15 protein-coding genes are annotated in these 15,855 nt (G+C 42.6%); 4 read left to right on the forward strand and 11 right to left on the reverse strand.

The window, feature by feature from the left end; all coding sequences use genetic code 11:
• The first annotated feature begins 129 nt into the window (after positions 1-129).
• Both IGI77_RS13035 and pnpS read left to right on the forward strand, forming a co-directional pair.
• Positions 130-837, forward strand: coding sequence for a response regulator transcription factor (locus IGI77_RS13035; RefSeq protein ID WP_005228895.1), 708 nt, complete (start codon positions 130-132; stop codon positions 835-837).
• Positions 834-2,570: a two-component system histidine kinase PnpS gene (gene pnpS, locus IGI77_RS13040; RefSeq protein ID WP_438770195.1), complete on the forward strand. Its 1,737-nt coding sequence runs from the start codon at positions 834-836 to the stop codon at positions 2,568-2,570. The genes IGI77_RS13035 and pnpS overlap by 4 nt, the downstream gene beginning before the upstream one ends.
• A gap of 145 nt (positions 2,571-2,715) precedes the next feature.
• Here the strand turns inward: pnpS and IGI77_RS13045 are convergent, their stop codons facing one another.
• Together IGI77_RS13045 and IGI77_RS13050 are read right to left on the reverse strand one after the other, a co-directional pair.
• On the reverse strand, positions 2,716-3,624 hold the full coding sequence (locus IGI77_RS13045) for a phosphate ABC transporter substrate-binding protein PstS family protein (RefSeq protein ID WP_016608721.1): 909 nt from the start codon (positions 3,622-3,624) through the stop codon (positions 2,716-2,718).
• A gap of 194 nt (positions 3,625-3,818) precedes the next feature.
• On the reverse strand, positions 3,819-4,988 hold the full coding sequence (locus IGI77_RS13050) for a pyridoxal phosphate-dependent aminotransferase (protein WP_081116389.1): 1,170 nt from the start codon (positions 4,986-4,988) through the stop codon (positions 3,819-3,821).
• A 178-nt stretch (positions 4,989-5,166) separates the two neighbouring features.
• Here IGI77_RS13050 and IGI77_RS13055 point away from each other — a divergent pair, with 178 nt between their 5' ends.
• Positions 5,167-5,886 (forward strand): DUF2087 domain-containing protein, encoded by a 720-nt coding sequence (locus IGI77_RS13055; RefSeq protein ID WP_438770196.1) that lies wholly within the window; start codon positions 5,167-5,169, stop codon positions 5,884-5,886.
• A 164-nt stretch (positions 5,887-6,050) separates the two neighbouring features.
• Here IGI77_RS13055 and IGI77_RS13060 read toward each other — a convergent pair whose 3' ends face one another.
• The 8 genes from IGI77_RS13060 to map form a co-directional block, all read right to left on the reverse strand.
• Positions 6,051-6,578: a hypothetical protein gene (locus IGI77_RS13060; RefSeq protein WP_010749742.1), complete on the reverse strand. Its 528-nt coding sequence runs from the start codon at positions 6,576-6,578 to the stop codon at positions 6,051-6,053.
• Between the two features lie 101 nt (positions 6,579-6,679).
• Positions 6,680-9,154, reverse strand: coding sequence for a heavy metal translocating P-type ATPase (locus tag IGI77_RS13065; RefSeq protein WP_438770197.1), 2,475 nt, complete (start codon positions 9,152-9,154; stop codon positions 6,680-6,682).
• 126 nt (positions 9,155-9,280) lie between these two features.
• Positions 9,281-9,490: a copper chaperone CopZ gene (copZ, locus tag IGI77_RS13070; protein ID WP_005228873.1), complete on the reverse strand. Its 210-nt coding sequence runs from the start codon at positions 9,488-9,490 to the stop codon at positions 9,281-9,283.
• A 37-nt stretch (positions 9,491-9,527) separates the two neighbouring features.
• Positions 9,528-9,974, reverse strand: a complete 447-nt coding sequence (locus IGI77_RS13075) for a CopY/TcrY family copper transport repressor (protein ID WP_008377382.1) — start codon at positions 9,972-9,974, stop codon at positions 9,528-9,530.
• 141 nt (positions 9,975-10,115) lie between these two features.
• Positions 10,116-11,102 (reverse strand): aldose epimerase family protein, encoded by a 987-nt coding sequence (locus tag IGI77_RS13080; protein WP_015510146.1) that lies wholly within the window; start codon positions 11,100-11,102, stop codon positions 10,116-10,118.
• Positions 11,103-11,383: 281 nt separating this feature from the next.
• Positions 11,384-12,604 (reverse strand): glycosyltransferase family 4 protein, encoded by a 1,221-nt coding sequence (locus IGI77_RS13085; protein ID WP_438770198.1) that lies wholly within the window; start codon positions 12,602-12,604, stop codon positions 11,384-11,386.
• Between the two features lie 19 nt (positions 12,605-12,623).
• On the reverse strand, positions 12,624-13,547 hold the full coding sequence (locus tag IGI77_RS13090; RefSeq protein ID WP_005228865.1) for a YihY/virulence factor BrkB family protein: 924 nt from the start codon (positions 13,545-13,547) through the stop codon (positions 12,624-12,626).
• 79 nt (positions 13,548-13,626) lie between these two features.
• Positions 13,627-14,391, reverse strand: a complete 765-nt coding sequence (gene map, locus IGI77_RS13095) for a type I methionyl aminopeptidase (RefSeq protein ID WP_005228863.1) — start codon at positions 14,389-14,391, stop codon at positions 13,627-13,629.
• A 176-nt stretch (positions 14,392-14,567) separates the two neighbouring features.
• On the opposite strand from map, the gene IGI77_RS13100 reads away from it, so the two are divergent.
• Positions 14,568-15,014, forward strand: coding sequence for a flavodoxin (locus tag IGI77_RS13100; RefSeq protein WP_015510148.1), 447 nt, complete (start codon positions 14,568-14,570; stop codon positions 15,012-15,014).
• A 55-nt stretch (positions 15,015-15,069) separates the two neighbouring features.
• Here the strand turns inward: IGI77_RS13100 and IGI77_RS13105 are convergent, their stop codons facing one another.
• Positions 15,070-15,645 carry a TetR/AcrR family transcriptional regulator gene (locus tag IGI77_RS13105; RefSeq protein ID WP_005228861.1) on the reverse strand — a complete coding sequence of 192 codons (576 nt, stop codon included), beginning with the start codon at positions 15,643-15,645 and terminating at the stop codon, positions 15,070-15,072.
• Positions 15,646-15,855 lie beyond the last annotated feature (210 nt).

Genomic DNA, 15,855 nt, shown 5'->3' on the forward strand with positions numbered 1-15,855 from the left:
TGAAATCGTCCTTTATTATAGCATTTATTTAGTGGTTGCAATAGTACCAATTGTCTATTCATGCTAAAATAGGACTTGTTCGTTGAAATTTAATCGTTTCTTGAAAAAAAGAAACGAAAGGAGTCTATCATGAAAAAAATACTCGTTGTCGATGATGAACCTTCAATCGTCACACTTTTAACCTTTAATTTAGAAAAAGAGGGCTACCAAGTCGTTTCCGCCTCAGATGGTCAAAAAGCCTTCGACTTGGCGTTGTCAAAACCTTTTGACTTTATCATCTTGGATGTCATGCTGCCGAATTTAGACGGCATCGAAATCACAAAGAAATTACGGCAAGAAAAAATCGAGACACCGATCCTCGTCTTGACCGCAAAAGATGATCCGATCGACCGGATTTTGGGTTTAGAGATCGGGGCTGACGACTACTTGACGAAACCCTTCAGCCCTCGAGAAGTATTGGCTCGAATGAAGGCCATCTTCCGTCGCTTAGAACCTCGTCAACAAGCACGAGAAGAAGATCAACCTGCAGAAATCTTGCAAATCGGCGGAATTCAAGCCGATCTGACCAATTTCCAGGTCAGTGTGGATGGGGAGAAAATCTTCCTGACCCCGAAAGAGTTCGAGCTGCTGGTTTACTTTATGAAACGTAAAGGCCGCGTGATCGATCGCGATACCTTACTCAATCGTATTTGGAATTTTGACTTTGATGGACAAAGTCGCATCGTGGATGTTCACATCAGTCATTTAAGAGAAAAATTGGAAGCTGATCCCAAGCGTCCAGAATACTTGGTGACCGTTCGAGGATTTGGGTATAAATTTCAGGAGCCGACCCAATGAAAAAACGCTATGGCTATGGTTTATGGTCAATCGGTCTATTGCTGATTTTTTTCCTGTGTTGGCAAGTTCTAAGCAGTTTTTACCGTCAGCAAGTCATCGCCCAGCAAGTGGATTTTCTGAAAGAGAAAGCCGCTGTGTTTTTGAATCTCTCAGATAACCAAACCGCAGCGCTCGAACAATTTGCCGATGCCTATGTTCAAGACAGCAATAGCCGCATCACTTTGTTAGATGATCAAGGCCAAATCATTTTCGATACTTATGATCATACCCTCCATGAAAACCGCTCCGATCGTCCAGAAGTTCAAGCCGTTTTGCGCGGAAGCGCCGTTGGTCAATCGTTGCGGGAAAGCGACACCTTGCATGAAGAATTGCTTTACGTGGCGATTCCTGTCAAAGAAGATGGAAACTTAACTCAAATCTTGCGGATCGCAGAACCGACTGCTGCTTTTTTTGCGAAAAACCAAGGAATCAAGCAATCGATCTTGATTGTCTATCTTGTCTTTTGTTTCTTGATCAGCCTGCTGATTTTTCACACGCTGCGTCAGCGGAATCGTCCAATCCAAACGATTCTGCCCGTCGTAAAAAAAATGATCACCTCGCCCGATCAACAAGCAATCATTATGCAAGAAACCCCTGAACATGATGAGTTGTATCAACTGATCAATCAGCTGAGCGAACAAATGAGCCAGACCTATCGTGCCTATGCGGCATCTGAACAACAGCTGTACGGCTTGCTCAGTGAACTGATGATCGGTGTCTTTATCATTAATGAAGAAAATCAACTGCTGCTGTTGAATCCGACGATGCAAGAACAGTTGGGGATGGAAACTGCGCCAACCTTGCCGCAGCCCTTCACTGAAGTGATTCATGACACACAACTGATCCAATTGATCTATCAATTTAACGACGAGACCCCTATTTTCCATGCGGAAACCACCCTTAGCGGGGAACGTTCAAAAGTCTTGGATGTTACCTTGCGAAGCTTCCAAGAAAACCAGTTGATTGGTATTTCTTATGACTTGACGCGCATCCGACAATTAGAAAAAATGCAAAAAGATTTTGTCGGCAATGTTTCCCATGAATTAAAAACGCCGGTAACTTCCTTGATTGGGTTTACCGAAACACTGCTGGACGGCGCCAAAGAAGACCCAGAAACATTGCAGACCTTTTTAGAGATCATTCAAAAAGATGCTTATCGCTTGAAAAATCTAATACAAGATATCATCCAACTGTCTCAAGACAGTGATTCTTTCCAGTATGTCGACCAACCGATCAACTTTTCTGAGCTGCTGCAACAAGTCGTTCAAACCTATGGTCCCGCAGCTGCTAAGAAGCAATTGACCTTTCAATTTGAAGGACCCGAACCCTTCATTTTATCTACCAAAAAAGAGCTGCTGCAGCCCATCGTAAAAAATCTGGTAGAAAATGCTGTCACCTATTCAAAACCTGGTGGTGTCATCACATTATCCTATTCAGAGCAAGATGACCAGCTGTTATTTCAAGTGCAGGATCAAGGCATCGGCATCGATGAAGAAGATCAGGAACGGATTTTTGAGCGGTTTTATCGGGTGGACAAAGCCCGCGCCCGCAATTCTGGCGGCACTGGACTTGGGCTGGCTATCGTTAAAGACTATACCAAATTATTAGGTGGCAGCATCAAGGTTGACAGTTTCCCCAAAATTGGTTCTACCTTTACGGTGACTTTGCCGCTTCATGAAAAAGATGATTATTAATAAAAAACAGCCGATAACAGGTGAATAATTGTTATCGGTTGTTTTTTAGTTGTTTTTCATTACCAAACGAACCACCAGCCAGTAGCATCTTCTTAATGCTTAAACACAAAAAAAGAAGGAGCATTCTCCTTCTTCGGTCATTTCACTATTCAACATTCGTTACTTCGCCGTCTACACTGCGTTCTACTTTCATATCAGTGATTGGCAAGTAACCTAATTCAATAACGATTCCTTGTTGGACATCGTCTGTCATGATGTAATCAAGAAAGGCTTTGACGTTTGCATCTGGCTCGCCGTTCGTGTACATATGCTCGTAAGACCAGATTGGCCATTTGTTATCTGCAATATTTTCAGGAGTCGCTTCTACCCCATCAAGAGATAGCGCTTGGATCGAATCGTCCAAATAGGATAAAGCAAGGTAGCTGATTGCTCCTGGTGTTTCAGCAACGATTTTACGGACTGTTCCAGAAGAATCTTGCTCTTGTGTTTGGATCGTCTCTGCACCATCCAAGCCCCATTTTTCAAAGGTCGCTCTCGTACCGCTGCCTGATGCGCGGTTGATTACAGAGATTTCTTGATCTGCTCCGCCTAGTTCAGACCAATTCTTCACTTTGCCTGTAAAAATATCGATTAAATCTTGTTGGCTAAGGTCCGTAACGCCTGCGTCTTTATTTACCACTGGTGCCATACCAACTACGGCTACTTTATGGTCAACTAATTTGCTAGCATCCACACCATCTTTTTCATCCGCAAACACATCGGAATTGCCGATCGTCACAGCGCCTGCTTCTACTTGACTTAAGCCAGTTCCGCTACCGCCACCTTGAACCGTAATTGTATAATTGGGATTGTCTGCTGAGAAGCTTTCACCTGCTGCTTCAACCAAGGGTTGCAATGCCGTTGAGCCCACAGCTAAAATTTCTACATTTTCATTTGATGCGGCACCTGATGAAGATCCGCCTGATGCTTGACTGCTCTCAGTGCTTGCGCCACCGCTCCCACAGCCAGCTAATAATAATCCAGTTGCAAAAAATAAAAGTCCCAATTTTTTCATTTAGTAAATCTCCTTTCGTTATATGCTTAGTTTAGCAAGGCGGTGTAAACCCTTGATGGATTTCATGTAAAGAATCGATAAAGCGATGTAAATCTTTTGTAAAGTTCGTCGATTGCCTAAAAAAGCCCCCGCTGCATCCATCAGAGGGGGCTTACTTTATCTAACACTTATGAACGAAAGAAACGTTTGTAGAATCAATTGCTTTGCATATAGCGTGTCAAGCGATCCATCGCTTCCACCAAGTTTTCCATACTTGCCGCATAGCTTAAACGAACATAGCCTTCTGCTTCGGGACCAAAGGCGATCCCTGGAATGATTGCTAATTGATTCTTTTCGGCTAAGTCGACACAAAAAGCCATGGAATCTTGGTTGAAACCTGCTGGTATTTTGGCAAAAATGTAGAATGCACCAGATGGCTTCGCCATTTCAAAACCAAGGGCAGTCATCTTTTCAAACAAGTAATCTCTGCGTTCACGGTAATCGGCTTTCATGACTTCTGCATCGTTGATGCCTTCGATCAATGCCCGCACTGCGGCTTTTTGAGAAATCGTTGATGCCGCGGTCACTAAGTATTGGTGGACCTTAATGATCTGAGCAGTCAACGCTGCTGGTGCAAAAATGAAGCCGACGCGCCAACCAGTCATCGCGTGTGATTTCGACAAGCCGTTGATTACAATCGTTTGATCCCGCAAGTATTCAGCAATGGATACGTGGGTTTCATCATAAGTCAACTCACTATAAATTTCATCGCTAATAACAAAAACGGGGTATTTTTCTAAAACTTCTGCCAATGCTTTGACTTGTTCTCGGGTATAAACGACCCCTGTTGGATTGCTAGGATAATTTAAAATGACTGCCTTGACTTGCTCCCCATGTTCTTTTAAGGCTGCTTCCAAAACTTCTGGCGCTAAAACAAAGTCATTATCCGTCGTATCAAGATAAATCGGTTTGGCATGAGCTAAATGGATGACTGGTTCATAGCCTGGATAAATTGGTGCTGGTAGAATCACTTTATCACCAGGTTCTAACGTGGCTAATAAAGAAGCTGAGATTGCTTCCGTTGCACCGATCGTCACTAATACTTCTGATTGAAAGTCGTAATCAAGCTGATATTTATTTTTCAAAAAGAGACTGGCTGCTTGCCGAACATCTGCTAAGCCTGCCATTCCAGAATAGTGGCTGAAATTTTGTTCGATTGCTTGGACACCCGATTTTTTCACGTGCTCCGGTGTGTTGAAATCCGGCTCGCCTAACGTTAACTTTAAAATATCAGGAATTGAAGAAACCCGTTCATCAAATTTACGAATCAATGAAACAGCTATATTGTACACTTCGTGATTGAAGCGTTGGCTTACGTCTGCCATAGTATCACTCCTTTGAATTAAGCAAATTCATTCGCTATTGTTGTTAATCCTAACACAAAAAGGCGACGATTTTAAGCAACGGATGAAATTAATCTAATAACGATAAATCTGTTTGTCTATTTACAAACAAATTCAACTTATGTTAGTATATACCTAAACAATAAAAGGAGAACCCAAAATGAAACCTTATCAAGAGTTTACCATTTCTGATTATCAGCAAGGATATGTCGCAACACCAACGGATTATTGTTGCGTCTTTTGTCAGGAGACCTTCGACAAAGAAGAAATCTATCCCGTTGATGGCGCCTTTTTTACAGCAAAAAAACGAATGATGCATCATATCACTGAGCATCACGGAACCGTTTTATCCGCATTGTTGGCTTTACCCAAAGAACAAACAGGCTTATCAGAGAGCCAACAGGAGATTTTACAACTGTTTGCCCAAGATGTTAGCGATACTGTGATTGCCCAACGCTTAGGTATCTCTTCTTCGACCGTCAGGAATCATCGCTTTAAACTAAAAGAAAAACAGCGACAAGCGACTGTTTTTTTAAGTATCATGTCCTTGTTGCAAGATACCCCGTTGCTGCCGCCTCACAAAGGGGCGACGATGCTTGATGATCGCTATGCCATTACGGCTAGTGAAAGAGAAAAGATCATTGCTACTTATTTTGATGAAACGGGGTTTATCAAACAGTTTCCCAGCAAAGAAAAGCGCAAGATCGTTGTCTTGAGTGTACTGGCACAAAAATTTGATCCGAAGAAAAATTATTCAGAAGCTGCCGTCAACGATGTATTAAAGCAAGCGATCACCGATTACGTCACTGTCCGACGTTATTTGATCGAATACGGATTTATGCAACGGACGAAAGACGGGAAAACTTACTGGCTGACTTAAAACCTAGTCTGTAACTGGCTGGAACTTTTGTTGGTTGGATGAGCAGTATCTTTCACAGTTTAAAAAAAGTTAACAAGTTCCACTTTTTTACAACAAAAAAAGACAAAGTACGAACACATCCGTACTTTGTCTACCGTCTGAAACGCTGGGACAAGTTCCAGCGTTTATTTTTCTTTTAGAAAGATTTTTTTGATGATCAATTTATCAAATAATTGCGTTTGATTGTCTTGTTCTCCAATGACTTCAGCGGTCACCGATTTACCATCTTGTTTTTTACGTAGCTGGTAAACGATCTTGCCTGTTTCTTTCAATTCGTTCACCATGTCAACGACACCGCCAAAACCAGTTTTACGAGTGATGAACCCTAACGCCACCATTCGCTCATCTAAATTTTTTGCCGAGATGCTCGCACCGGTGATCAGCGCTTGCCGCATGATTTGTAAGAATTCCTCTAGCCCTGCCACTGGCGGCTGTTCGGGTTCTTCTTCCATCATCGGTCGCTGACGCAAATAATCTAATTCCTGCAATAACGTTTCATACTGCTCTTGTGTCAACATGACCCCCGCCACTTTTTCACGATTGAATACATATACTGCTGTTCCTGCTTCTCGCGCTTGATTAAATACATCCATCGGAGATTTTTTTACTTCAGTAATTGAAGTAGTGGGAACATCCAATTTCTTCAGTTCCATAATCAACGTCCTCCTTGTCTCAACGAACACATTATAGCATAAATCAAGAAGCAGATTATAGAGGTATTTCACTGCTCCTAGGAAAAGAAACAAAAAAGCGGCTAATCGCCGCTTTTTTCGATTGATAAGGTCATTGCATTGATGGCAACGATGATCGTGCTCATAGACATCAAGACAGCTCCGACTGCTGGGTTCAAAATGATCCCGATTGGTGCGAGGACGCCAGCTGCCAAAGGAATGGCAAAAATATTGTATCCTGCGCCCCACCAAAGATTTTGAATCATCTTGCGTCTTGTTTTTTTCGCCAAAGTCAAGAAGTGCAAGATATCTTGAGGTTCGCTATTCGTCAAAACGACATCGGCTGAATCGATCGCTACATCGGTACCAGCCCCGATCGCAATCCCGATCGTCGCTCTTGCAAGACTTGGGGCGTCATTGATCCCATCTCCTACCATTACGACGCGCTTGCCCTCTTTGACATAGTCACTGACTAGACGTTCTTTATCGTCTGGCAACATTGCCGCATGGAAGGCTTCGATTCCTAGGTAATCGGCTACGGCTTGCGCCGCTTCTTGGTTGTCTCCAGTAGCCATAACTGGCGTGATGCCTAAGTCTTTCACTTTTTGAATAAATTGACTCGCTTCTGGTTTCACCTTATCCCCTAATGCGACGATTCCTTCTACTTTGCCGTCATGAACCAAATAGCTGATGGTATTGCCCTGTTCTTGATAATTTTCCAAGGAGTTCCCTTGATACTGAATGGCTAATTGCTCCAATCCTTTTTGATTGACGATCACCCACTTCTGTCCATCAATCACGCCTTCCAGACCAATCCCTGTCCTTGTTTGAACATCAGTCGCCTTTTTGGCTGTGATGTTTTCCTTTTCAGCTTGGGCTAAAATACCTTCTGCGATCGGATGATTGGCGGTTTTCTCAAGACCTGCTAGGTAAGCTAGTACTTCTGATGCAGAAAGACTGCCTGTCGCCTCGATGCCAGTTACGGTAAACGTTCCTTCTGTTAACGTACCGGTCTTATCGAGGATCAGATAATCAACATGATGCGCATTCTCCAGTGCGTTGCGATTTTTTAAGAGCAAGCCATTTTTGGCAGCGATCGATGTCGAACGAGCAACTACGAGGGGAATCGCTAGCCCTAACGCATGGGGACAGGCAATGACGAATACCGTGACCATTCGATCAAGAGCAGTCGGTAGATCAGCAACAAACATCCATACAGCAAATGCCAAGACACCAGCAACTAACGCAATATAAAACAGCCATTTTGCCACTTTGTCCGAAAGTGCTTCTAAGCGGGATTTATCTGCTTGGGCTTTTCGCACCATTTCCATGACTTTCGCTAAGTAGCTGTCTTCCCCAGTTCCTGTGACTTCCATCGTGATGGTACCATTGCCGTTGACAGATCCTCCAATGACAGTACTGCCGACGGTTTTAGGTACCCGTCTGGATTCACCAGTCACTGCCGACTCATCGATTGTTGTTTCTCCTTCAAGGATCGTTCCGTCGGTAGGAATCTTATCTCCTGAGCGAACGATCAACTGTGTTTTGTTGGTCACTTCTTCTAATGGAATCTGTTCTTCTGATCCATCCGCATTTTTCCGAATCACTTCTTTTGGCAATAGTTCTGCTAATTTCTGTAATGCATTGCCAGCATTAGAAACGGCATTCATCTCGATCCAATGCCCCAACAACATGATCACGATCAAAGTCGCTAGTTCCCAGAAGAAATCCATTACATGAGGAACAGCAAGAAAATGATTGGCGATAAATGCGTAAAGACTATAAAAATAAGAAACCGTGATCCCCATAGCAATCAACGTCATCATGGCTGGGCTTTTTTGTTTCAATTCCATTTTCGCACCACTTAAAAACGGCTGCCCTCCATAGAAAAACAGGATCGTTCCTAAAAGCAATACGACCCAATCTGAGCCAGGAAACGTGAACTGAAAGGGCAATTCGATGCCCATCATTGGTGATAAAATGACGATTGGAATCGCCAAAACCAAGGATAGCCAAAACTTTTGCTTAAAATTTCCCATATGCATACTATGATCCATGCCACCCATTCCATGATCCATATGACTATGATCCATACCAGACATCTCATGATTCATATGACTATGATTCATACCAGACACCTCATGGTCCTTATGGCCGTGATCCATGCCAGACATCTCATGATCCGTGTGACTATGTTCCATGCCAGACATCTCATGATTCATGTGACTATGGTTCATGCCAGACATCTCGTGGTCCTTGTGGCCGTGATCCATGCCAGACATCTCATGGCCCTTATGGCTATAGTCCATGCTGGACACTTCATGATCCATAGGACCATGGTTACTATCGGAGCTTTCATGCTCCTGCTGTTTTGATGTCGCCTTGTGATGATCCATCCCATTCATCTCATGGCTAGGCTCAGGGACTTCTGTCACTTGTGATTGCGCATGTTGCTCTTTTCCCTGTGTACCATTATCCCGCTCATTCAAAGCAGGTTCATGCCTATGATGGCTTGACGTCTGACTATTACTTGCGGAAGACGTTTTTTTCTGATTCATCCTAGTATTCCCCTTCCTATTTCACTGAATGTGCGTACAGTCTTGCTCCTTCATACAAAAGCTTCAAGCGGCTGGACACTTTTCATTTGTTTTGATTTTTCATTTTCACTTTAGCAATTCCATTGCTTACTCAAATACCCCTTGATAACCCGCTTCGGTGACCGCATTGACTAAGGCTGTTTCTGTCACTTGCGACTCGTCAAACTTGACTGTTCCTCGAGCTTTTTTCAAGTCCACTTTGGCTTTTTTCACACCCGGTACTTCACTAAGCGCTTTTTCAACTTTTGCGGCACAATGGGCACAATTCATTCCGCTGATTTGCATGTTTTTTTTCATTACGATTCCTCATTTCTTTTAACAGTTCGTTGGCTACTTATTTTGTTGCATGGGTTTTGCATTGGCACTGACCAGGAATACAATTACATGAGATCGCTGCTACTGGCACTTTTTGGTCGACTGCTGCTTGGAGCATCGCCAAATCTTCTGCCGTCAATGCTGCTTCTTGGATCATTTCTGCTAATGTCTGCCCAACTTTTTTGGCACAAATATGAGAAAAAAGATTCTCAGCTGCGCTGCGAACGGTTGCTTCTTCGGAAACAAGCGGCGAATAAACAAATTTTTTCCCTTGGCTTTCTGTTTTCAATACGCCTTTTTTGACGAGTCGTCCTAAAAGCGTCTTGACCGTTGCTGCTTTCCAATTTTTATTTTCGCTCAATAAAGCGGTGATCTCTTTCGCGTCGGATTGTCCTAATGTCCAGATCACACGCATGACTTCCCATTCAGAATCGCTGATTTTGATTGGTTCGACCACAGATTGCATTTGTCCACTTCCTTTCACAAGTGATTCACATTTTTAAGTTTACATCTGTAATCGGATTTTGTCAAAAAAAAGCATCGCCAAACTTTCTGCGTTTTGACAATGCTTTTTTCTATTTCATTAAAAATGATTTGGTTCCTATGCTTAAAAGTGGACCTGATACGTCGTCACAGAGTGGAAGGGTTCTTCTGGACGCAACACGATCTCACCAAAGTGGGTAAATTTCTCAGAGCCAGGAACACCTTGTGTTTCGATCGCCATCCCGCCATGATTGGCAAAAGGACCAGTCTTCATTGATGCACCAGCTTCTCCCTCACCCGTTGTGTAAATAACAACGGCAGGACGGTCAGTAGTTACAGTCAGCTGCACTTTTTGATCAGGACTGGTTACTTTTAGATCCCACTCTTGCGTATGGTCTAATAAGAACGGATCATCCAACATCGTCGTTCCCATCGGGCGTTCTTGTCTAAAATCAAACTTTGTGCCTGCGACAGGCGTTTTTTCACCGGTCGTCGTCACATCGTCATTCGTTTCAGCCACATGTTCGGCATTGATTTGAACCAAGTGGTCATCGATCGGCTGTTGGGTATCACCTGTCAAATTGAAATAACCGTGGTTCGTTGGGTTAAATAAAGTCGCTTTGTCAGTGTTGGCATCATAAGCAAGCAATAGTTCATTGTCATTCGTCAACGTATAGGTGACTTGATAACGAACATTCCCAGGAAACCCGCCATCGCCATCTTGCCGTGTGGTAGTAAAAATCACCCCAGCTTTGTCTGCTTCTTCAAAGGTTTCAGTGATCCATGTATCAGTATCCAGCCCCTTTGAACCGCCATGAAGCGTATTGCCGCCATCATTGTCTTCCGTTTGGTATTCTTGTCCGTCGATCTCAAAGCGAGTACCTGCGATCCTTCCCGCCACAGGGCCGATCGTTGCGCCATAATAACGTGCTTGGCGATGTCCTTCGATCGTGTCATAACCGACCACAATGTCGCGACCTTCTTCTACTGGAACGACCCAATCCAATAAGCGTGCGCCTTCAGGACTTAGCCTTACGATGGTACCGCTATCATTGGAAAGCTCATAAATTGTTCCCATTCTTTCTGACGTCAGTTGTTTCACATTTGGCATTCGTTCATATCCTTCTTTCTTTGATTAGTCTGCTGCTCTTTTTAAGTATAGACGTTTAGGGCTAGATCCGTCAATTCAAGACGGAAGAATTCGACAGGAAATACTGTTTGTCTGACCATTTTCAAACAAACAAAAAGCGGCAAGCATCGCCAACGGATTGATCGAATCATCGACAGCTGATCGTAAGAGAACGCGCTAGAAGAAGCACTGACTCCTCCTGACCTTCAACGATCACTCGTATTCATCTCACCTGTTGGACACCTTTGCCGCAACTGTATCGTTTATTTTTTGTGTTTTGCTTGGTAATGTTTTCTCTTTCGTCGCTTTTCCTTAGTCCGAGAAACATTAGCAGCCAAATCTTTGTTTTCTTTTTCTTGATCAGCATTTCTTCTTTCAGCACGTTCAGTTAGTACACTTTGTCTGAATCGCCGATTTCCCAGAAACTTTAACGCACACATGAGTGGTTGACGATTTTCACCGACTAATCCAATCAGCTCAATAAACAGCTCAATTCCAAATCCTGTGCTAATGATTAATAAAACAATCGCTGTATTGCTCGCGTAATTCATTAGTAAAGCAATAAAAGAAAAGACTAATGCTAAGGCATAGATCGTTAACACTGTGCCGCGATGAGAAAACCCTAACGACAACAATCGATGATGCAAGTGCATTTTGTCGGCAGAGGAAATCTTCTGTTTATTAAACTTTCTTCGGATCATCGCATAAACGGTATCCGTGATCGGTACACCGAGAATAAACATGGGCGTCAGAACAGAAATAAAAGTTGCGTTTTTCAATCCTTGTAGTGAGAGCACAGAGATCATAAATCCTAAAAACAATGCTCCCGTATCTCCTAGAAAAATGGTTGCGGGATAAAAATTATATGGAAAGAAACCGATGATTGCTGCGATCAAAGTAAAAATGACCATTGGTACTTCCACAAAATTCGGCAGAAAGAAATAGCTGATAATCCCTATCGTCGTCAAACTGATAATAGAGACGCCGCTCGCCAACCCATCGAGACCATCGATCAAGTTCACCGCATTGGTAATTGCCAGTATCCAAACCAAAGTCATAGGCAAGGCAAACCATCCCAGATCAATAAAGCCAAAATAAGGAATCGTGACTGTGCTGATTTTTATTCCAGCAACGAAATAAATTTCCAGCGCTGCGAATGTCAGACCTATTAATTTTTGCATTGGCGACAGTTCAAATATATCATCCAACAATCCTGTAATCACCACTATTGTTGCACCTAAAAGAATCGGCCAAACGAAGTTGAAAGGAATCATTGTTCGAAATTCCCAAAGCAGCGCAAAGGAAAAGGCTAAAAAAATACTTAATCCCCCAGCTGAAGGCATGGTCTTCGTATTGATCCGACGCTCTCCTGGACGATCAACTGCACCAATCTTGCAAGATATCAATTTGATGACTGGTGTCAATAATAAAGACACGATCATTGTTATAAATAAGCGCATTACAAATTTGAATGCAAAATCCATCGTTTATTCTCGCTTTCCGTTATTTCTCTTTATTGGTAAATGTATCTTCGATTTTCGAAGAAATCCGCTGAACAGGATCTGTTCGTTCTTTGATCTCTTGTCCCGACACATACTCTTCTACCACTGCGTTGATGATTCCACCCAAGATAATAATCGTCGCAGCAAGATTCAACCAGATCATTAAAACAATAAAACTTCCAATAATTTGATAGCCAATGATTTTCGCAGCAAAGTAACGGGCGTATAAGCCAAACACTTGTGACAGCAACATCCAGCCAATCGTTGCAAAGATCGCCCCTGGCAAAGTCGAACGCAACTTGACCTTTGCATTCGGCACTAACCAATAGATCAGCATCATGATAAACAGCAAAGCAACGATCGTGACTGGCCATTTGACTGTTTGGAACGTATCGATCAGATTGTCTTGAAACTTAAAAATCGGCTGCAAAAAATCAAGAATGATTTTTCCAAGCCCAAATACCATCGTAACACCAACGATCGCAATCATAAAGAGCAGGATGATCACAAATGATACTGCGCGCACCACGATAAAATTGGAACGTTGGTCCACACCGAAGGCTTTGTTCATCGCAATTTGCAAGGCATTGATACTTTGACTCGCAGACCACAACGCAGCCAAGGCGGAAATCGATAACAACCCGCCAGAGCTTGTGGTGAGGAGGTTTTCGATCGCTGGTCCGATAAAGTCATAGATTTGACTAGGGATCAATTCTTGTACATAAGATAAAACCGTGTTCGGATCAATCGATAAATAAGGCAACAGATTTCCCAGCGCAATCATTAACGGGAAAAGTGAAAGCAATAAATAGTAGGCGACGACGACCGATGTGGTCCCCATCTCTGAATCGGTTATTCTATTTTGCGTTGTTTCAATGAAACGCATCAGCTTTTGATTGCTTTTTACTTTATCAACGATTTTCATGTTTCTTCCTCCGCCAGCGAATCATCTGCCTTTTTTTCTTTGTCATACGTAACAATCAGAAGTCTCCTACCGCCAAAATTTAGTAGGTTCCTTCTTCTCCTTGAGAAGTCAAAATGCGTGGCCCTTCTTTGGTGATCGCCAAACTATGTTCGTATTGGCAACTTAAGCCACCATCTAGAGTATAGGCGGTCCAGCCGTTAGGATCCATTTTCATTTTCCACGTCCCTGTATTGATCATAGGTTCGATGGTAATAACCATTCCTTCTTTTAAACGTAACCCTTTGCCGGCTTCTCCGTAGTGAGGAATCATCGGACTTTCATGGATCGTTGGACCAATGCCGTGTCCAACGAAATCGCGCACGACACCGTAGCCTTCTTTTTCCGCATAGGTTTGAATGGCATGACCGATGTCACCGATTCGGTTGCCAACTTGGGCTTGTTCGATTCCTAGATACAACGCTTTTTTGGTTACTTCCATTAAACGATCGATCTCAGGCGTCGAGTTTCCTACCACATAACTCCAGCAAGAATCAGAAATGGCGCCTTTTAAATCAATACACATATCAACTTTGATCAGATCGCCATCTTTCAATGGTTTTTTTCGGGGGAACCCGTGACAAATCTCATCGTTGATACTGCAGCAAGTGGCATATTTGTAATCTTCAAAACCAATTTGGGCGGCAATTCCGCCATGGCTTTCAATATAATCTCTGACAAACACTTCGATATCCCAACTGGTGATACCAGGTTTGATGAAGCTGCGTAATTGTTTGTGGACATCTGCTAACAGCGCGCCGGATTCGGCCATGCGGTCTATTTCTCTGGCAGATTTTAATGTAATCATGTTCTCGTCTCCCTTAATTAAATTCCTCTTATTTTACCATAGAAATCCCTTATTTTACAAAATTCACAGACATTGTAAAGAGTTTTTCAAGTTTTGTTTTCAATCTTTCGTGCATTTGCTATAATCTGTAAGAGAGTTTTCCTTGAGAATAGGAATGAGATTGGAGGAAAAAGCCCATGGCTTTAGCAAAAATCGTCTATGCGAGTATGACGGGGAATACGGAAGAAATTGCAGATATCGTTTCTGAAGCCCTTGAAAATCTTGACATGGAAGTTGAAATGAATGAGTGTACCCAAGTGGATGCCGATGAGTTTGAAGACGCCGATATCTGTATCGTCGCAACCTATACATACGGTGACGGTGAATTGCCTGATGAGATCGTCGATTTTTACGAAGATTTGCAAGAACTTGATTTAAGTGGCAAAATCTTTGGGGTCTGCGGCTCTGGCGATACGTTTTATGATGACTTTTGTAAGTCCGTCGATGACTTTGAAGCCGTCTTTAGTAAGACAGGTGCAACAAAAGGGGCAGATAGCGTCAAGGTCGACTTGGCTGCGGAAGAAGACGATATTCAAAACTTAGAAGCCTTTGCCAAAAAGCTAGCGGAAGCATTTGCAGAATAAAACAAGAAAACCTCTGACAAAATCACTTGATTCTGTCGGAGGTTTTCTTGTTTGCTTAATGATAACTGATATCGATGGGTGTTTCTCTTGCTAAAATATTATCGGTGGTTTCCGTCATCAGCTTAGCAATCTGATCTTCTGTGGGATGAATGATCCCCGAAGACATCAATGCCGCTAAGCCAGTAGCGACGATCCAGACACCAGTATGCAAGGACTGTAATTTCACGTCCGATAGATCTTGATACTTTGGTTCTTTTTTTACTGATTTCACAAAAAGGTCAAATGAAAACTGCTGCATGGAATCCCCACCACCATGCTCTTCTAAGTATAGCGCTCGGTATAATCGTTTTTCTTTATTTGCAAAGCCAATATAATTTAACGTTAAGTCAACGATGACATCTCCCCGTCTTTCAACTGGAAAAACTTCTGTCGCTAAGTAGTCGTAAATCTGATTGATCAATGCATTTTTTAAGTCATCCATATTTTTAAATTCTAAGTAGATCGGTTGCGTTGAACATTTCATCTTCGCTGCGATATTGCGTGCGGTAAAACGTGTAAATCCTTCGGTTGCGACAACTTCATAGGCAGCTTTTAAAATCTGGTCTCTAGTAATAGTTTTCTTTCTTGCCATAATTTTTTAATCTCCTTAATTCTGCTATACATCGCTTTCAGAAATACCTTTTACTTATTGTATCATGTTTTTTTAAGTTTGCAAAAAAACTTTTAAAATTATTGCCCCTAGTGTTTCCAGTTTTTCAATTTGAAGACCTCTGTTTTTTTGCTCTCTTTTTCGTTTGTTTTCAAAAATACTTAGTGCTATCATGAAGACAGTTATAATTTT

This window comes from Enterococcus sp. DIV0213h (assembly GCF_051711285.1).
Lineage (GTDB): Bacteria > Bacillota > Bacilli > Lactobacillales > Enterococcaceae > Enterococcus_D > Enterococcus_D casseliflavus.